This window comes from Variovorax sp. BGA-UO-ETr-C22 (assembly GCF_059567965.1).
The window spans coordinates 1,538,627-1,556,844 of sequence record NZ_JCAQPA010000011.1; the positions used below are offsets into that span (position 1 = coordinate 1,538,627).

Below are 18,218 nucleotides of genomic sequence, written 5' to 3' on the forward strand. Positions count from 1 at the left end.
TCATGAACGCGCGCGGGCGCCTTACTTGCGCAGCAAGGCCTTCAGCGCGTTCTGCAGACGGCGCGCGGTGGCGGCGTCGTGCGCAGCGGCGAGCACCTTGCCGGCGTCCTGACCCCAGGTCTGGGCCGGCGTCGGATCGCCGCGCTTCGTCAGCAGCTTGAGCTGCAGCGCGCGGCGTGCGTCGAGTTGCTCGGCGGGCGTCGGCACTTCGGCGGCCATCTCCAGGCGCAGCAGCGCTTCGGCGGCATCGCCCGCGGCGGCCGTCGGTGCGGTACCCACGGCTTGCGACCACTGGCTGCGCACGGCCGGCGTCACGGCGCGGCCCAGTTCCTGCACGCTCGGCAGGCGGGCGGCATCGCGCTGCTCCCAGGCGCCGAGCACCTGCGTGAGCGCTTCGCCATGGGCCTGCGCGGCCAGCTTGCGCAGCGCAAAGTCGGCGCGCTCGAGCGCTTCGCGCTGCGCGCGGAAGGCGGCATCGCCCAAGCGCGGGCCGCGGTCTTCGCGCGGCGGACGGTCGCCGAAACGGCCACCGCCCGGCGCGCCGCGATCGCCACCACGGGCATCGGGACGCGGGCCGCCGCGGTCGTTCGGACGGCCGGGGCCGCCGGCTCCGGGGTGACCGCCGTCGCGGCGATCACCGAAGCGGCCCGTGCCGCGAGCGGCCGGTGCTGCTTCGGCCTTCTTGCTGCTGGGCCGGTCGTCGCCACGCATGGCGACCACGGGCTTGGGTGCGGGCTTCGGCGGCGCGGCCGGCGCGACGCTTGCGGCTTCACCTGCTTCGTGCGCGGCGCTATCGCTGCGGGCCGAGGCATCGGCGCCGTCTGCGGGAGCGACCAGGTCGGGCGCGTCGGCCACTGCTGCCGCGGGTGCGGACGGCGTGGCTTCGGCATCGCTCGAACCCGGCGTCTGCTCGGCGCTTTCGCCGAACTCGGCAGCAGCCTGGCCGGGGGCTTCGACACCGGTCGCGCCGACCGAGGGGCCGTCGCTCGTGGTGGCGGGTGCCGGCGCGGGCACTTCACCGCGCAGTGCGGCCTCGAGGCCGGCGATGGCGGCGCGGATCTTCTGTGCGTCGCCGCCGGCATTGGCCGCGTCGAGCGCCTTGGAGGCTTCGAGCACATGGCGGTCGTGCTCGCTCATGGCGGCCGATGCCTTTTCGCGCTCGACCGTCTTGCGGTTGAAGGCTTCGTCGATGGGTGCGCGGAACGCGTCCCACAGCTTCTGTTCGTGGCGGCGGTCGAGCGGCACGCTCTGCGCCTCGTGCTGCCAGCGCTGCTGCAGCGCCTTCACGGCGTCGATGCGCAGCATCGGCTGGGCGCCCAGCTCTGTGGCCTCGGCGATCATGGCCTGGCGGCGTTCGACGCTGGCCTTCTGCGCGGTTTCGAACGGGGCACGGGCAGCACCGAAGGCTTCGTTCCACAGCGGTTGCAGCTCGGCAAACACCTTCTCGCCCACGTGGCCGGCATCGCGCCAGCGGTCGGCAAACTGGTGCAGCGCGCGGTTGTGCGCCTTCAGGTCGGTGGCGCCGGCATGCGCGGCGGCCCAGGCCTTGACCTCTTCGATCAGCGCGACGCGCAGGGCGCGGTGTTCGGCGGCATCGGCACGCACCTTCTCGAGCCAGGCCTCGACGACCTTGTGGGCTTCGTTGCAGGCTTCGTCGAAACGCTTCCACAGCGCGTGGTTCGGCACGCCGCCCTGGTCGGCCTGCTTCCACTGGTCGCGCAGGGCGCGCAGGGTTTCCTGCATCTTGCGGCCACCAAGGGCCTGGCCTTCGGGGCGCTTGAGCAGGCCTTCGGCCTTGGCGACGAGGTCTTCGCGGACCTTGTCGGCGCTCCAGCGCTGCCAGCCTTCGAGTTCGCCGGCGGCGACCAGTGCGGCATGCACGCGGGCTTCGAGCGGCGCGTCGACCAGCTTGCCGTGTTCCTTGAGCACGGCGCGCAGCGCAGCGGCGGCGCCGGCACTGGCCTTGCCGTGGCCTTCGGCGGTTTCTTGTTCGAGCTTGGCGAGGGCGGCCTGCACGGCGTCTTGCGCCGCGGCGCGCACGGCCGGGTCGACCTTGGGTGCGGCGGGACGGGCGGGCGCGGCGGGCTTGGGCGCCACCACTTCGCCGCGCGCGGCGCGCAGTTCGTCGGCCCACACAGGCACCGGCGGCAGCGGCGCGGCGGCATCGGCCGCGGCGGCAACGGCCTGCGCCAGCGCGCCGTGGAACGAATCGGACACCACGAGCAGCTGCGACTTGGAGGCTTCGAGCTGAGGGGCGAACTTGGCGTCGAGGCTGTTCCAGTTGGCATCGGCCACGATGTCGGCGGCCTGCTGCTGCCAGTGGGTCACGTCGGCGCGCAGCGATTCCTCGGCGGCCTGGGCGTCCTTCCAGCCCTTGGTGGACAGCACTTCGAAGCGCTGCGCCAGCAGGACGGCGGCTTCGCGGTGGACCTGCGCGCGGTGCTGCAGGTCTTCGATGCCCTTGACGCGCTCGGCCAACTGGGCCTTCAGCCCGGCCAGCGGTTCGCGCGACAGCGGCGCGCCGGCCTTGGCGGCGTCACGCTGCCAGGCCAGTGCGTCGGCGATGTTGAGCTTGGACTGCGCCAGCAGCGTCTCGGCCTTCTGGGCCCATTCGGCGGCGATGGCTTCCTGGCCCTTGGCGCGTTTGATTTCGTCGAGCTTTTCGCGCAGCAGGCGCGCGGCACCCTTGTCGCGGCCGCTCAACTCCTTGAAGACCTCTTGCATCTGCTCGGACGAAGGGTTGCCCGCGAGCCAGTCGCGGATGCGCGCGGCGCGCTCGCCCGAGGTCGGCGCGGTGAAGGCGCCGCCGGTGAGCGTGTCGAGGGCCTGGAGGTCGTGTGGCTTGGAAGAAGTAGAGGTCACTGCGCGAAATCGTTGTCTTGGTAGAGAAAGCGAAGGCGCCGGCAAAGGCCGGCGCACATCGACATTTTCACCCAGTTGGCGAACAGCCCGCCGAATTCCGTGTCGGAACTGCGGCGCGCACCGTTCAGCGGGTTGAAAAGGGCCCGCAAGATATATGGCAAGGCGAGGCGAAAGCCAAGCCCCGCCGGCTATTTCATGGTCAGGCTCAGCTCGGCGCCGGGCTTCCAGTCGTTGCCGCTGGCCGTGGTGCGCACGGCCCCCAGGAACAGGCGCTCGCTCGGCAGCTTCTGCGCCAGCAGGTAGTCGCGCACCACGGCGCCGCGCTCGACGGCGAGCTGGCGCATCGATTCCTCGTCGACCGGCACGCTGGCCAGCAGCAGGTTTTCCATTTCCTTCACCGGCAGGTCCTTGGCCAGGCCGACCATGTTGCGCGGCTTGGTGATGTCGGAGCGCTTGTAGACGGCCGTGAGCAGCTCCGGGTATTCGGCATCGGTCACCGGCGCCACCTCGGTGCCGGTCTGGCCGCCGCGCACCGCGACACGGCGCTTCTCGGCCTGGGTCAGCTGGCGCAGGCGCTGGCGCTGGTAGGCGTCGCGTTCCTTTTCGAGGCTGGAGGTACCCACCACCGTCATCTGCAGCGTCGGCCGCTCGGTCAGGGCCTTCACGACCTTGTCCAGGCTTTCCTTGGCGCCGCTGCTGAGCGTGGAACTGCCAGGCTCGAAGGTGATGGCGCTCGAGTCGCCGCTGCCGCCACCGCCCAAGCCGCCGGTCAGCAGGCTGAACGGCGCGGTCACGGCCTTGACGATCAGGTTGACCACCGCCTTGAAGATCAGCGGGCCGATGCTGAACTGCGGGTCGTTGAGCGAGCCGCGCAGCGGCAGGTCGACATCGATCACGCCGTTGCGGTCGGCCAGCAGCGTCACGGCCAGGCGCACGGGCAGGCTGTTGGGCGCGCCGGCCACCTCGTCGCCGAACTTCAGCTGGTTGAGCACCAGCTTGTTGGTGGCGGTGAGCTGGCCGTCGGGCGCGATCTTGTAGTTGACGTCCATGCTCATCTTGCCGCGCTCGATGCCGTGGCCCGCATAGCGCACCGAGTACGGCGACAGCGGCGCCAGGTCGAGGTCGCGCATCTTGGCCGTGATGTCGAGTTCGAGCGGCTTGGCCAGCGGATTGAGCTTGCCGGTGATTTCCAGCGCCGCGGTCTGCTGCGCCTTGCCGCGCAACTCGAGGTCGGCCAGCGCCGGACGACCGCCCTGCCCGTTCGGCGGGTTCGACGAGAAGGAACTGAGCTTGCCGGTCAGTTCGCTCAGGTCGGCCGAGTAGTTGGGCTTGACGAACAGGTCGGTGAAATCGATCTTGCCGTTGACCAGGCTCATCGGACCGAAGTTGATGACCGGCGCCGGCCCGCTGTCGGCTGCCGGCGCGGCAGCCACGGCCGGTGCGGACGCGGCCGGCGCAGGCTCGGGCGCGCCGCCGACCATGGCTTCGGACGACACTGGCGCACCGCCCGAAGCCCGCTGCGGTGCCGAGGCGGCCGGCGCGCGGGTCGTGGTGGTCGTGCCGCCCGGGCCCTTCCTGGTGCTGGCTTCGGTGGCGGCGGCCGCGGCGGCCTTCGAGGCTTCTTCGCCCTTCTTGGTCAAGCTCAGCAGGTTCAGGCGGCCGGAGGGGTCGACGATCACGCGGGCGAAGAAGTCGGTCAGCGTGGTTTCGCGCACGTCCACCGTCGGGGCCGCGTTGGGTGCGAGGCTGACCTGCAGGCCGCGCAGGCTCAGGGTCTTCCAGCTCAGCAGCTGGCTGTTGCCGCGGTCGAAGCCCGGCGACTGGGTCAGCGAGACGCTGTTGGCGCGGAAGTCGTCCAGCGCGGTGTCGCCGGCCAGCTTCAGGCTCATGCCGGCCGGTGCGCTCGCGTAGCGCACCGTGCCGCGGTAGTTCGCGAAGGCTCGGCGGATGTCCACATTGAGCGCGTCGGCGTAGTAGGCCTTGAAGGCATGCGCCGGGAAGGACGCCACCTCGAGCCGCCCCTCGGCCGCCAGCGGCTTGAGCACGATGTTGCCCTTGTAGTCGAAGCGTCCCGGGTCCGCGCGGCGGCCGGCGCCGATGCGGCCCGACACCTGCAGCGGCGAGACGGTGTTGGTGTCGGGTGCGATCTTCTGGGCCAGCAGCTTGAAGGCCGTGACCTCGATCGCCACCGGCGCCGAGCCGGCCTTGTCCGCATAGGACAGGCTGCCGTTGTCGACCGCCAGCGTGCCCAGGGTCAGCGCCCAGGGCTTGGTGTTGGCGCTGTTGGGGCGCGCCGCGCCGGCGTCGGCCGGCTTGGGCGCCGCCACCTTGGCGCCGCCGGCCGGGGTCTTGAGCCAGCGCTCGAACATCCAGCGCTTCTCGTTGTCGCGCTCGACGCTCACCTTGGGGTTGGTCGCGGTGAACGACGCGATGTTCAAGGTGTGCTTCGTCATGTCGACCTCGGCGTCGACCAGCTCGAAGCGGCCGACGCTGGCCAGCGCGGTCTTGGCCTGGGTCAGCGCCAGGCCGTCGGCGGCGAGGCGGCGCGCCTTGAACTTCAGGTCGGGCTGGGCCCAGGACACGTCGATCTGGCCGCTGAGCTTGCCGTCGAGCGTGGGCTCCAGGCTCTGCGCCAGGTACGGCGCGGCCAGCGACAGCGGCAGCGCCTCGACCTCGGTCTGCACGTCGGCGACCTTGTCGGTGGCGTTGCCCCTGAACTTCAGCGTGGCGCCCGCGACGGCGGTGCTGCCGTCGAACTGCGCGGGCTTTTCCATGGGCCAGGTGACGGCCGTGAGGTTGATGCCGAGGTCGGTGAGGTCGATGGCCGCGGCGGGCTTGACGGTTTCGTCGCGCCAGCCGACACGGCCGCCGTCGAGCGCGATCTTGTCGACCTGCACCTTGAGCTTGGGCTTCTCGGCGACCGGCTTGCCGCCCGGGACGCTGGCGGCGGGCGCGGGCAGCGGCGCCGCCTTTTCGGCCGCGCCGGTCGCGGGGTCGGTGGCCATCAGGTTGAGCTGGCCGGCAGCATCGCGCGCCACCACCAGCTGCGGCTTGGCCAGCGCGACCTCGCTCAGGTGGAACACCGACTCCAGCGGCCGCACGTCGGCCAGCGCCAGCTTGAGCGAGTCGAAGCCCAGCAGGTCGCGCCCGCGGGCGTCGCCCAGCTTGGCGCCGTGGGCCTCGACCGTGCCGGTGATCTTCAGGCCGATGGTGTTGGTCTGCTGGAAATCGATCTTCAGGTCGGCATCGAGGCTGCCGGCCTGCAGCTTCACCGGCAGGCCGCCGGGGATGTAGCCCAGGTAGGGCACGAGGTCGAGCCCCTTGAACTGCACGTGGGCGTCGGTCTTGCGGCTTTGCGCGAACGGGGTCGTGAAGGCGGCCGAGTCGAACTGGCTGCCGTTGAGCGCAAAGGCCAGCTTGGGCTCGGTCTTGATCTCGCGCTTGGAGGCGAGGTTGCTCAGGAACGGCACGTTCAGCATGAAGCCGCGCAGCTCGTGCCGGCGCTTCACAGTCTGGTCGTCGAAATCGACCGCGCCGTCCTTGATCGAGATGTTGTAGATCGCGAAGCGCGCGGGCTCGGCCTTCGGATCGGGCGGCGGGCCCGAGGCCAGCTTGGCCAGGATGTCGTCGATGTCGTACTTGCCATCGGCCAGGTGCGTGAGCAGCACGGCGGGCGCCTCGACCGTCACCGCGTCGATCACGGGCGCCAGGCGGAACAGCGATTGCAATTCGGCGTCGGCATAGATGCGCTTGATGGCCACCTGCGGCTGCTTGCCGTCGGCGGTGGCGATGCGCAGGTCATTCAGTGCGAGCTCGAGCGTCCAGGGCTTGAAGTCGATCTTGCCGACGGTGACCTGCCGGCCCAGCTTTTCGCTCGCGATCTTCTGGAGCTGGCTCTTGGCGATCGGCGGCACCGCCAGCCACGCGATGGCCCACAGGGCCAACACCACCAGCAACGCGACGACCCCACGCCGCACCCATTTGTTCTGTTTGATCGAAGCAGCATCCATCCGCAGAAGTGTGCCGCAAACAGATGCCAACAAAGTCTGCCGAAACGTGAATGCGTTCCCTTTTGGCGAGGCGTTGTGATGCGAAGGCAATCACCGCCGGCATGGATAGGCCGAAAGTGCGCGCCCCGAAAACAAGAAAGCCCGGTGAGTCGACGAAGTGTCTTGTCACCGGGCTTGATGGCGGGCTCAAAACCCATGCCATCGATTCGCGCGACCGGAAGTAATGGTTCCCGCCGTGCTGGCAGCAAGAGATTGCCGCCGTGGAGTCCTCCATCGTTCGAGTCCTTGACTTGCACCTCGGACTGCCTGACTTCGGAAAAACGCCTGAAACCTCAGGCCCGTCCAGATTAGGCGTCTCACCCTTCCTTTGCAAATCCCTTTTTCCAAGGGATTTCCCGTAGACCCTCCCCCCTTGGAAGCCCCTCGGACGGGGGGATTCTTCAAGCACTTATTAACATATGAAACAAAATCCTTATGCTTGACCGTGTATTTAGCCACGATAGAATCCCGCCTGCCCTTGCTGCCGGACGCAGCAGGGCCTCCCTGAATCCGCTGCCGAATTCCACCGGCGTGATCAGGCCGCCGCGCTCCCTACCCCACACCCCCTCCATGCGCGGAGCCTGATTCGTACATACCAATCCAAGCGCCGCTGCCTTCATCCACCGCCCTTTCAGGCGCTGCATGCCAGGTGCCGCACAGAAAGGAAAAAAGCGATGAGCAAGGCGTTTGATGCCACAGCCCGCGGGCTACGGACCTTCGTGTCCGATGTGGCAGACGGCTTTTTTGAAATCACCCACAACGGGTTTGCACTGGTCGGCCTGGCCATCGTGTTCGCGGCCCTCGCCCTCGTGGCGCGTCCCGACCTGCGCAAGACCGGCGAGGAGCAACTGATGGGCTGGCTGCAGTCGCGCAAGCCCGCGCCCGAACCCACGGACCTCGAGCCGACCGCCATCGAGCGCACCACGGCCGCGAGCCCCGACGAGCTGCCCAAGCAGCAGGCGGCGGTGGCCTACTGGCTCAGCAAGAAGTACCGCGTTGCGGCCGAGCCGCTGAGCGTGCTGGTCTCCGAGGCCTACCAGATCGGCAAGCGCACCAAGCTCGACCCGACGCTGATCCTGGCCATCATGGCCATCGAGTCCAGCTTCAATCCGTTCGCGCAAAGCCATGTCGGTGCCCAGGGCCTGATGCAGGTCATGACGCGCGTGCACGGCGACAAGTACGAAAGCGCGGGCGGCACGCTCACCGCTTTCGACCCCGTGACCAACATGCGCGTCGGCGTGAAGGTGCTGCAGGAATGCATCGCCCGCGCCGGCTCGCTCGAAGGCGGCCTGCGCTACTACGTGGGCGCCGCCAACCTCGACGACGACGGCGGCTATGCCGCCAAGGTGCTGGCCGAGCACGAGCGCCTGCGTCAGGTCGCCGCCGGCCGTGCGCCGTCGACGATGGTCGTGCCGCCGCCGACCACGGCGCGCGCACAGCCGATTCCGGTCGTGGCACCGGCCAAGCCCGCGGGTGAAGAGCCCGCCACCGGCAGCGAGCCGGCCAAGGTCGCCCTGCTCTCCGCAGTTTCCTGAGGCCTTGCCGGCCTTCCCCGCCCGGATGCGTGCGGGCCTGCGCTACACTCGGCCTGTACGCGACTGGCGATAGGCGCAGCACCCTGAAAAAGGTGCCACGCGCTGACGTGGAATACCACTGGGAAGCGTGCCGCCTGGCCACAACAGGCGTTCAGCCGTTCGCCTGGGCAGCCCTTGTTTGGTTGAACAAGGACCTCGTCTTCAAAGGACTGCCATGTACCAACGCAATATCCTGGTCGAACAGACCGATCCCGAAATCTGGGCCGCGATTCAAGCCGAAAACGCGCGCCAGGAACATCACATCGAGCTGATCGCCAGCGAGAACTACGCCTCGCCGGCCGTCATGCAGGCCCAGGGCTCGCAGCTCACCAACAAGTACGCCGAAGGCTACCCGGGCAAGCGCTACTACGGCGGCTGCGAGCACGTCGACGTGGCCGAGCAACTGGCCATCGACCGCGTCAAGCAGATCTTCGGTGCCGACGCCGCGAACGTGCAGCCGCACTGCGGCGCCTCGGCCAACGAAGCCGTGATGCTCGCCTTCCTGAAGCCCGGCGACACCATCATGGGCATGAGCCTGGCCGAAGGCGGCCACCTGACCCACGGCATGCCGCTGAACATGAGCGGCAAGTGGTTCAACGTGGTGAGCTACGGCCTGGACGCCAACGAAGCCATCGACTACGACGCGATGGAACGCAAGGCGCATGAGCACATGCCCAAGCTGATCATCGCGGGCGCCTCGGCCTACTCGCTGCACATCGACTTCGAGCGTTTCGCCAAGGTCGCCAAGGACGTCGGCGCGATCTTCATGGTCGACATCGCCCACTACGCCGGCCTCGTGGCCGCGGGCGTGTACCCCAACCCGGTGCCGCACGCCGACATCGTCACCTCGACCACGCACAAGAGCCTGCGCGGCCCGCGCGGCGGCATCATCCTGATGAAGTCGCAGCACGAGAAGGCGATCAACAGCGCCATCTTCCCCGGCCTGCAAGGCGGCCCGCTGATGCACGTGATCGCCGCCAAGGCCGTCGCGTTCAAGGAAGCCCTGACGCCCGAGTTCAAGGCCTACCAGCAACAGGTGGTCAAGAACGCCCAGATCGTGGCCGACACCCTCACCGCGCGCGGCCTGCGCATCGTGAGCGGACGCACCGAAAGCCACGTCATGCTGGTCGACCTGCGTTCGAAGGGCATCACCGGCAAGGAAGCCGAAGCCGTGCTGGGCGCCGCCCACATGACGATCAACAAGAACGCGATCCCCAACGACCCGGAAAAGCCGATGGTCACCAGCGGCGTGCGCATCGGCACCCCCGCCATGACCACGCGCGGCTTCAAGGACGAAGAGGCCCGCATCACGGCGAACCTGGTGGCCGACGTGCTCGAGAACCCGCGCGACGCGGCGAACATCGACGCGGTGCGCGCCAAGGTCCACGCCTTGACGAGCCGCTTCCCTGTCTACCGTTGATTTCGTAAATAGAAGAAGAGAAGCACTGGCCGCATGAAATGCCCTTTTTGCGGTCATCTCGAAACGCAGGTCGTCGAGACCCGCGTTTCGGAAGACGCCGACTTCGTCCGCAGGCGCCGCCAGTGCAGCGCCTGCGACAAGCGCTTCACCACGTATGAGCGCCCCGACGTCAACTTCCCCGTCGTGGTCAAGAAGGACGGCAGCCGCGCCGACTTCGACTCGACCAAGGTCCGCGCCTCGATGATGCTGGCGCTGCGCAAGCGCCCTGTGAGCATCGAGCAGATCGACAACGCCCTGCTGCGCATCGAACAAAAGCTGCTGGCCAGCGGACTGCGCGAAATCGATTCGACGAAAGTCGGTGAGCTCGTGATGCGCGAACTCAAGAAACTCGACAAGGTCGCCTACGTGCGCTTTGCCTCGGTGTACCGCAGCTTCGAGGACGTCGACGAGTTCCGGCAGCTGCTGCGCGACATCTGACCCCCGAGAAGGCGTGAACGAACCCGGCATGTCCTCTTCCCGACACGACGCCTCCCACATCGCCACCGCCCTGCGGCTGGCCGCTTCCGCGATCCGCCTGACCGACCCGAACCCCCGCGTCGGCTGCGTGCTATGCGACGCCGACGGCCACGTGATCGGCCAGGGCCACACGCAACAGGCCGGCGGCCCGCATGCCGAAGTGATGGCGCTGCGCGACGCGCAGGCCCAGGGCCATTCGACTGCGGGCGCCACCGCCTACGTCACGCTCGAACCCTGCTCGCACCACGGCCGCACCGGCCCCTGCTGCGACGCGCTCATCGCCGCCGGCGTGCGCCGCGTCGTGGCCTCGCTCGCCGACCCGAACCCGCTCGTGGCGGGACAAGGCTTCGAGCGGCTGCGCGCGGCAGGCGTCGAGGTCGAAGTCGGCCCGGGCGCCGACGAATCCCGCGAGCTCAACATCGGCTTCTTCAGCCGCATGATCCGCCAGCAGCCCTGGGTTCGAATGAAGATCGCCGCCTCGATCGACGGCCGCACCGGCCTGCACAACGGCGTGAGCCAGTGGATCACCGGCGAGGCCGCGCGCGCCGACGGCCACGCCTGGCGGGCCCGCACCGGTGCCGTGCTGACCGGCGTCGGCACGCTGCTCGAAGACAACCCGCGCCTGGACGTGCGCCTGGTCGACACACCGCGCCAGCCCCACCTCGTGGTGGTCGACAGCCATCTCCAGACTTCGCCCGACGCTCACATTTTCATAGCTGGCCGCGCCGCCTGGATCTACGCCGCCAGCCGCCACAACGAAGAAAAGGCAGCCGCGCTCGAAGCCCGCGGCGCCACCATCACCTGCCTGCCCAACCTGCACGGCAAGGTCGACCTGCCCGCGATGCTCCAGGACCTCGCGGCGCGCGGCGTCAACGAGCTGCACGTCGAATCGGGCCACAAGCTCAATGGTTCGCTGCTGCGCGAAGGCTGCGTGGACGAGCTGCTGGTGTACCTGGCGCCCAAGCTGATCGGCAGCGGACTCGACATCGCCAGCCACCTGCATGCCGAAGGCCCACTCACCTCGCTCGCAGGCGCGCTGCCGCTCGAATTCAAGTCGGTGGACATGCTGGGGCCCGACCTGCGCATCGTCGCGCGCGTCGCCGGCCGCGACCGCTTCTGAGCCGCCGCCGACGCGGCGCGGCGCGGCACATTCGCAGCCGCAAACCGGCCCTTCGGGCCGAAGACCCCTCGATGTCTGCGAAAATGTGGAAATGTTCACCGGAATCATCACCGGCGTGGGGCGCATCGCCGCCATCCACGACCTCGGCACCTCCTCCTCCTACGGCAAGCGACTCAGCATCGAGGTGCCCGACGGCTACCTCGACGACGTCGGGCTCGGCGACAGCATCGCGCTCAACGGCGCCTGCATGACGGTCACCACGCTCGCACCTGAACGCGGGCAATTCACCATCGACATTTCCGCGGAGTCCCTCGACAAGACGGCCGGCCTGACCGACGAAGGCAGCCGCATCAACCTCGAGAAGGCCCTGCGCGCGAGCGACCGCCTCGGCGGCCACATCGTCTCGGGCCACGTGGACGGCATCGGCCACGTGAGCTTCTTCGCGCCGGTCGGCGAAAGCTGGGAGCTGCGCGTGGTCGCACCGCCTGCCCTCGCCCGCTTCCTGGCCTACAAGGGCTCGATCACCATCAACGGCGTGAGCCTCACGGTCAACAGCGTGAGCGACATTGCCGATGGCGCCGAGGTCAGCATCAACCTGATCCCGCACACCGTGGAAAACACCTCCCTCGGCGGCCTGAAGGCCGGCTCGAAGGTCAACCTCGAAATCGACACCGTGGCGCGCTACGTGGAGCGCATGCTTCAGGCCGGCATGCTCACCCCCTCTCTGACGTCTTCCACGTCTCCCAAGGACACTTCGAAATGAACGCCTCCGTCACGCCGATCGGCGCCTCGCGCGCCGACCGTGCACCCGCACCGATCTCCCCGGTCGAAGACATCGTGGCCGAGCTGGCCGCTGGCCGCATGGTCATCCTCGTGGACGAGGAAGACCGCGAGAACGAAGGCGACATCGTCATCGCCGCCGACCACATCACCGCCGAATCCATCAACTTCATGGCCCGCCACGCGCGCGGCCTGATCTGCCTCACGCTCTCGCGCGAGATGTGCGAGCGGCTGCAGCTGCCGCCGATGGTCCAGCGCAACGGCGCCAAGCATTCCACCGCCTTCACCGTCTCCATCGAGGCGGCCGAAGGCGTGACCACCGGCATCTCGGCCGCCGACCGCGCCCGCACCGTGCAGGCCGCCGTGGCACGCAACGCCGTGGCCGCCGACCTGGTGCAGCCCGGCCACATCTTCCCGCTGCAGGCGGTGGACGGCGGCGTGCTCATGCGCGCCGGCCATACCGAAGCCGGCTGCGACCTGGCCGCCATGGCCGGCTGCTCGCCCGCCTCGGTGATCTGCGAGGTGATGAACGAAGACGGCACGATGGCCCGCCTGCCCGACCTGCAGATCTTCGCGGCCGAGCACGGCCTCAAGATCGGCACCATCGCCGCGCTCATCGAGCACCGCAGCCGCGTCGAATCGCTGGTCGAAAAAGTCGGCTGCCGCGAGATCCAAACCAACTGGGGCGCCTTCACGGCCCACGCCTTCATCGACAAGCCCAGCCGCGGCGTGCACCTGGCACTGGTGCGCGGCCAGTGGGCCCCCGAAGAGACGGTGTCGGTGCGCGTGCACGAGCCGCTGTCGGTGCTCGACGCGCTCGAAGTCAACCGCCCGATGCACTCCTGGAGCCTGGACGCCAGCCTCTCGCACATCGCGAACGAAGGCAAGGGCGTGGCCGTGCTGCTGAACTGCGGCGAAACCGCGGCCGAGCTGCTCGCGCAGTTCGACGGCACCGCGCGCCCCGCGCAAGCGCCCGAGCGCGGTCGCATGGACCTGCGCAACTACGGCATCGGCGCGCAGATCCTGCGCGAATGCGGCGTGCACAAGATGAACCTGCTCGGCGCGCCGCGTCGCATGCCGAGCATGGCCGCCGGCTTCGGCCTCGAGATCGCCGGTTACCTCACGAAAGACTGAACGACCATGCAAGGTTCCAACAAGGGCGAAATCACCCTCAACGGCAAAGGCCTGCGCATCGGCATCGTGCAGGCGCGCTTCAATGCCGACATCACCGACGCACTGGCAACGGCCTGCCTGTCGGAGCTCGAGGCGCTCGGCGTGGCCGCCTCCGACATCCATCATGTGCAGGTGCCCGGTGCGCTCGAAGTGCCCGTGGCACTGCAGGCGCTCGCCGAGCGCGGCGGCTACCACGCGCTCGTGGCGCTGGGCTGCATCATCCGCGGCGAGACCTACCACTTCGAACTGGTGGCCAACGAATCGGGCGCGAGCGTGAGCCGCGTCGCGCTCGACTACCGCCTGCCCATCGCCAACGCGATCCTCACGACCGAAAACCTCGAACAGGCCGTCGCCCGCCAGACCGACAAGGGCCGCGACGCAGCCCAGGTGGCGGTCGAGATGGCACAACTGCTGGCCACCCTTTCATGACCGAAGACACCTCCAAGTCCGCCAAGCCCCGCCAGTCGCGCACCGGCCTCACCAGCACGGGCGCACGCAAGGCCGCGGCCAAGTCGAACCGCAGCCGCGCGCGCGAGTTCGCGCTGCAGGCGCTCTACCAGCACCTGGTGGGCCGCAACGACCCGACCGACATCGACCATTTCACGCGCGATCTCGCGGGCTTCCACAAGGCCGACGCGGCGCACTACGACGCGCTGCTGCACGGCTCGATCAACGGCGCCGAACAGCTCGACGCACTGATCCTGCCGCTGCTGGACCGCAAGTTCACCGAAATCTCGCCCATCGAGCACGCCGTGATGTGGATCGGCGTGTACGAGTTCCAAAACTGCCCCGACGTGCCCTGGCGTGTGGTGCTCAACGAGTGCATCGAACTCGCCAAGGAATTCGGCGGCACCGACGGCCACAAGTACGTAAACGCCGTGCTCAACGGCTTGGCACCGCAGCTGCGCCCGCTTGAAGTGGAAGCCGACCGGGCCACCGGCAAGGCGCGCCCATGAGGATCTCGACGCGCGCGCAGCGCATCGAACCGTTTTACGTGATGGAGGTGGCGAAAGCCGCTGGTGTGCTCGCACGCGAAGTGGCCCACACCGACCGTCCGATGATCTTCCTGAACATCGGCGAGCCCGACTTCACCGCCCCGCCCCTCGTGCAGGAAGCGGCCGCCCGCGCCGTGCGCGCCGGCGCCACGCAGTACACGCAGGCCACCGGCCTGGACCACCTGCGCGAGCGCATCAGCGGCTGGTACAAGCAGCGCTTCAATGTCGACGTGCCGGCCCGCCGCATCGTCGTCACGGCCGGTGCCTCGGCCGCGCTGCAACTGGCCTGCCTCGCGCTGATCGAATCGGGCGACGAGATCCTGATGCCCGACCCGAGCTACCCCTGCAACCGCCACTTCGTGAGCGCAGCAGACGGCAAGGCCGTGCTGGTGCCGACCACGGCCGAGGAGCGCTTCCAGCTCACCGCCGCCAAGGTCGAAGCCGCCTGGACCGACAAGACCCGCGGCGTGCTGCTGGCCTCGCCCTCGAACCCGACCGGCACCTCGATCGCGCCCGACGAGCTGCGCCGCATCCACGAGGTGGTGTCGCAGCGCGGAGGCATCACGCTGATCGACGAGATCTACCTGGGCCTGTCGTACGACGATGCCTTCGGGCAGACGGCACTGGCCATCGACGACAACGTCATCAGCATCAACAGCTTCAGCAAGTACTTCAACATGACCGGCTGGCGCCTCGGCTGGCTGGTGGTGCCCGAAGTGCTGGTGCCGGTGGTCGAGCGCCTGGCGCAGAACCTCTTCATCTGCGCGAGCACAGTGTCGCAGTACGCCGCGCTGGCCTGCTTCGAGGCCGAGAGCATCGCCGAGTACGAACGCCGCCGCGCCGAGTTCAAGGCACGCCGCGACTGGTTCATTCCGCAACTGAACGCGCTGGGCCTGAACGTGCCCGTGGTGCCCGACGGCGCCTTCTACGCCTGGGCCGACTGCACGAGCGTGGCCGACAAGCTCGGCATCTCGGGCAGCTGGGACTTCGCCTTCGAGACCATGAAGCGCGCCCACCTGGCCGTGACGCCGGGCCGCGACTTCGGCACGGCAGAGACCGCGAAGTTCGTGCGCTTCTCCACCGCCAGTTCGATGGCGCACCTGCAGGAATCGGTCGAGCGCCTGCGGGCCATGATCGCCCAATGAGTTTCGAGTTTCCGATCCGCGTTTACTGGGAAGACACCGATGCGGGCGGCATCGTGTTCTACGCCAACTACCTGAAGTTCATGGAGCGCGGTCGCACCGAGTGGCTGCGCTCCCTGGGCGTCGAGCAGCGCAAGCTCAAGGAAGCCACCGGCGGCCAGTTCGTGGTGAGCGAAACGCAGCTCAAATACCATCGGCCCTCGCGGCTGGACGATGAACTGCTGGTTACAGCCGAGCTGCGGCAACTGGGCACCGCGTCGTTGATAATCGGTCAGCGCGTGCTATCAAAAACAGAGCAAGAACGCACCGGGGCCGCGGCACCGGTCTTGCTGTGCGAAGGCACGATCCGCATCGGCTGGGTGGACGCCGCCACCTTGCGCCCTGCGCGCATTCCGGCCCAAGTTTCGGGAACCCTCGAGCACTCCAGCGGCTCCATGACTCAACCTTTCAAGCCATGAACCAAGATCTCTCCATCATCAATCTCCTGCTCCACGCCAGCTTCGTGGTGCAACTGGTCGTGCTGCTGCTGGTGATCGTGTCGGTCGCCAGCTGGGCCGCCATCATCCGCAAGTACTTCGCCCTCAAGCGCATCCGCGTGCTCAACGACGACTTCGAGCGCGAGTTCTGGTCGGGCACCAGCCTGAACGAGCTGTTCGCCTCGGCCGCGCAGAACGCCAAGTTCGCCGGCCCCATGGAGCGCATCTTCGCCTCCGGCATGCGCGAGTACCAGAAGCTGCGCGAGCGCCACGTGACCGACGCGGCCACGCTGCTCGACGGCGCCCGCCGCGCCATGCGCGCGAGCTTCCAGCGCGAACTCGACGCGGCCGAGCAGAACCTGTCGTTCCTGGCCACCGTCGGTTCGGTGTCGCCGTACGTGGGCCTGTTCGGCACGGTCTGGGGGATCATGCATGCCTTCACCGGCCTGGCCGCCCTCACGCAGGTGACGCTGGCCACCGTGGCGCCCGGCATCGCCGAAGCGCTGGTGGCCACGGCCATCGGCCTGTTCGCCGCCATTCCCGCGGTGGTCGGCTACAACCGCTTCGCGCGCGAGATCGACAAGATCGCCATCGCCCTGGAGACCTACATCGAAGAGTTCTCCAACATCCTGCAGCGCAACCTCTCGGCCAACCCCGGCGCCGTGACGCCCGCCGCCTCGGTCACCGCCGCGAACCGCTGAAGAGCGGCGCGCACAAGACAAAGGACGCGACGACATGCCCGCCGTTTCATCCCGGGGCCGCGGCCGCCGCACGATCAACGAGATCAACATGGTCCCGTTCATCGACGTGATGCTGGTGCTGCTGATCATCTTCATGGTCACGGCCCCGCTCATCACGCCGAGCGTGATCAACCTGCCCACGGTCGATCGGGCCAACAAGCAGCCGGACAAGCCCATCGAGATCGTCATCAAGAGCGACGACGAAGTGCAGATCAAGAAAGACCCGTCCACCGGCACCGGCGGCGCGTCGATTCCCATGACGCAGATCGGCTCGGCGGCCAAGGCCGCGCAAGGCGGCGACGCCCAGCGCCCCGTGGTCATCAGCGCCGACAAGTCGGTGAAGTACGAAACCGTCGTGAAGGCGATGAACCAGCTCAAGCGCAGCGGCATCGAGCGCGTGGGGCTGTCGGTCACGACCACGGGCGGCAAATAAGGCATGTCGCTCGCCCTGGATCGCCCCGAGTTCGCGCCGCCGCCGCAACGCGGCACGCCCCGCGCGGTTGCGCTCGCCCTCATTGCCCATGCGCTGCTGATCGCCGCCCTGACCTGGGGCGTACGCTGGCGCAGCGAAGCCGACGATGGCGCAGTCGATGCAGAGCTGTGGTCCACCACGGTGATGCAGGCCGCCCCGCGCCTGTCGGTGCCGGAGCCGCCGGCGCCCGTGCCCGCACCGCCGCCGCCTGCACCCGCTCCGCCCCCGCCGCCTCCCCCGGCCGTCAAGCCGCCCGAGCCGGCGCCCGCCCCTGCGCCCGACATCGCGCTGGAGCGCGAGAAGAAGCTCAAGGAACAGAAGGCGCAGAAGGAGCGCGAGCTCGAGCAGCAGCGCGTGCAGCAGCAAAAGAAGAAGGAGCTCGAGGCCAAGGAGCGCGCCGAGGACGAAGCCGAGCGCAAGAAAGAGCAGCAGAAGAAGCTGGCCGAGCAGAAGAAGCAGCAGGAAGCCGAAGCCAAGCAGGCCGAAGCGAAGAAGGCGGAAGCGGCCGCCAAGCAGGCCGCCGCCGACCGCGCCGCGACGCTCAAGCGCATGCAAGGCCTGGCGGGCGCCAGCGGCAGCGACGATGCCAAGGGCAACGCCCAGCGCTCGTCCGGCCCGTCCAGCGGCTATGCCGGCCGCATCGCTGCCGCCGTGCGCCCGAACATCACCTTCCCCGATGCCGACAGCGTGAACGGCAACCCCGAGGCCGAGTTCGAAGTGCGACTGGCACCCGACGGCACCATCGTCGGCGTCAAGCTCGCCAAGTCCAGCGGCCTGCCGGCCTGGGACGAAGCGGCCGAACGCGGCCTGCGCAAGACCGACAAGCTGCCGCGCGACACGGACGGGCGCATCTTCCCGTCGCTCATCGTCACGCTCAAGCCCAAGCGCTGACAGTTGCG

The 18,218-nt window shown here is 68.6% G+C and carries 15 protein-coding genes and 1 riboswitch; of the genes, 13 read left to right on the plus strand and 2 right to left on the minus strand.

Features of this window, described 5'->3' with window-relative positions:
• Nucleotides 1-21: 21 nt before the first annotated feature.
• Together AC57B8_RS27330 and AC57B8_RS27335 are read right to left on the minus strand one after the other, a co-directional pair.
• A complete protein-coding gene (locus AC57B8_RS27330; protein WP_496481317.1) occupies nucleotides 22-2,862 on the minus strand; it encodes a DUF349 domain-containing protein in 2,841 nt (946 codons plus the stop codon).
• Nucleotides 2,863-3,050: 188 nt separating this feature from the next.
• The gene (locus AC57B8_RS27335; protein ID WP_496481318.1) at nucleotides 3,051-6,872 is read right to left on the minus strand and encodes a DUF748 domain-containing protein; all 3,822 of its coding nucleotides are present in this window, start codon (nucleotides 6,870-6,872) and stop codon (nucleotides 3,051-3,053) included.
• Nucleotides 6,873-7,585: 713 nt separating this feature from the next.
• On the opposite strand from AC57B8_RS27335, the gene AC57B8_RS27340 reads away from it, so the two are divergent.
• The 13 genes from AC57B8_RS27340 to tolA all read left to right on the plus strand — a co-directional run bounded on the left by AC57B8_RS27340 (nucleotide 7,586) and on the right by tolA (nucleotide 18,210).
• Nucleotides 7,586-8,446: a lytic transglycosylase domain-containing protein gene (locus tag AC57B8_RS27340; protein ID WP_062481551.1), complete on the plus strand. Its 861-nt coding sequence runs from the start codon at nucleotides 7,586-7,588 to the stop codon at nucleotides 8,444-8,446.
• 49 nt (nucleotides 8,447-8,495) lie between these two features.
• A riboswitch (ZMP/ZTP riboswitch) is annotated at nucleotides 8,496-8,622 on the plus strand.
• Between the two features lie 38 nt (nucleotides 8,623-8,660).
• Nucleotides 8,661-9,905: a serine hydroxymethyltransferase gene (glyA, locus tag AC57B8_RS27345; RefSeq protein ID WP_307693835.1), complete on the plus strand. Its 1,245-nt coding sequence runs from the start codon at nucleotides 8,661-8,663 to the stop codon at nucleotides 9,903-9,905.
• Nucleotides 9,906-9,938: 33 nt separating this feature from the next.
• The gene (nrdR, locus tag AC57B8_RS27350) at nucleotides 9,939-10,382 is read left to right on the plus strand and encodes a transcriptional regulator NrdR (RefSeq protein ID WP_007836918.1); all 444 of its coding nucleotides are present in this window, start codon (nucleotides 9,939-9,941) and stop codon (nucleotides 10,380-10,382) included.
• 28 nt (nucleotides 10,383-10,410) lie between these two features.
• Nucleotides 10,411-11,541, plus strand: coding sequence for a bifunctional diaminohydroxyphosphoribosylaminopyrimidine deaminase/5-amino-6-(5-phosphoribosylamino)uracil reductase RibD (gene ribD, locus AC57B8_RS27355; protein ID WP_496481319.1), 1,131 nt, complete (start codon nucleotides 10,411-10,413; stop codon nucleotides 11,539-11,541).
• Nucleotides 11,542-11,632: 91 nt separating this feature from the next.
• Nucleotides 11,633-12,304 carry a riboflavin synthase gene (locus tag AC57B8_RS27360; protein WP_492685487.1) on the plus strand — a complete coding sequence of 224 codons (672 nt, stop codon included), beginning with the start codon at nucleotides 11,633-11,635 and terminating at the stop codon, nucleotides 12,302-12,304.
• The gene (gene ribBA / locus AC57B8_RS27365) at nucleotides 12,301-13,455 is read left to right on the plus strand and encodes a bifunctional 3,4-dihydroxy-2-butanone-4-phosphate synthase/GTP cyclohydrolase II (RefSeq protein WP_496481320.1); all 1,155 of its coding nucleotides are present in this window, start codon (nucleotides 12,301-12,303) and stop codon (nucleotides 13,453-13,455) included. Before AC57B8_RS27360 ends, ribBA begins: the two co-directional genes overlap by 4 nt.
• Before the next feature lie 6 nt (nucleotides 13,456-13,461).
• Nucleotides 13,462-13,923: a 6,7-dimethyl-8-ribityllumazine synthase gene (ribH, locus tag AC57B8_RS27370; protein ID WP_070060391.1), complete on the plus strand. Its 462-nt coding sequence runs from the start codon at nucleotides 13,462-13,464 to the stop codon at nucleotides 13,921-13,923.
• The gene (gene nusB, locus AC57B8_RS27375; protein ID WP_369647275.1) at nucleotides 13,920-14,450 is read left to right on the plus strand and encodes a transcription antitermination factor NusB; all 531 of its coding nucleotides are present in this window, start codon (nucleotides 13,920-13,922) and stop codon (nucleotides 14,448-14,450) included. Before ribH ends, nusB begins: the two co-directional genes overlap by 4 nt.
• Nucleotides 14,447-15,634: a pyridoxal phosphate-dependent aminotransferase gene (locus AC57B8_RS27380; RefSeq protein ID WP_062481568.1), complete on the plus strand. Its 1,188-nt coding sequence runs from the start codon at nucleotides 14,447-14,449 to the stop codon at nucleotides 15,632-15,634. Before nusB ends, AC57B8_RS27380 begins: the two co-directional genes overlap by 4 nt.
• Nucleotides 15,631-16,089: a tol-pal system-associated acyl-CoA thioesterase gene (ybgC, locus tag AC57B8_RS27385; RefSeq protein ID WP_070060388.1), complete on the plus strand. Its 459-nt coding sequence runs from the start codon at nucleotides 15,631-15,633 to the stop codon at nucleotides 16,087-16,089. The genes AC57B8_RS27380 and ybgC overlap by 4 nt, the downstream gene beginning before the upstream one ends.
• Nucleotides 16,086-16,808: a protein TolQ gene (gene tolQ, locus AC57B8_RS27390; protein WP_070060387.1), complete on the plus strand. Its 723-nt coding sequence runs from the start codon at nucleotides 16,086-16,088 to the stop codon at nucleotides 16,806-16,808. Before ybgC ends, tolQ begins: the two co-directional genes overlap by 4 nt.
• A gap of 34 nt (nucleotides 16,809-16,842) precedes the next feature.
• Nucleotides 16,843-17,280: an ExbD/TolR family protein gene (locus AC57B8_RS27395; protein ID WP_070060386.1), complete on the plus strand. Its 438-nt coding sequence runs from the start codon at nucleotides 16,843-16,845 to the stop codon at nucleotides 17,278-17,280.
• 3 nt (nucleotides 17,281-17,283) lie between these two features.
• Nucleotides 17,284-18,210, plus strand: a complete 927-nt coding sequence (tolA, locus tag AC57B8_RS27400; RefSeq protein ID WP_159277190.1) for a cell envelope integrity protein TolA — start codon at nucleotides 17,284-17,286, stop codon at nucleotides 18,208-18,210.
• Nucleotides 18,211-18,218 lie beyond the last annotated feature (8 nt).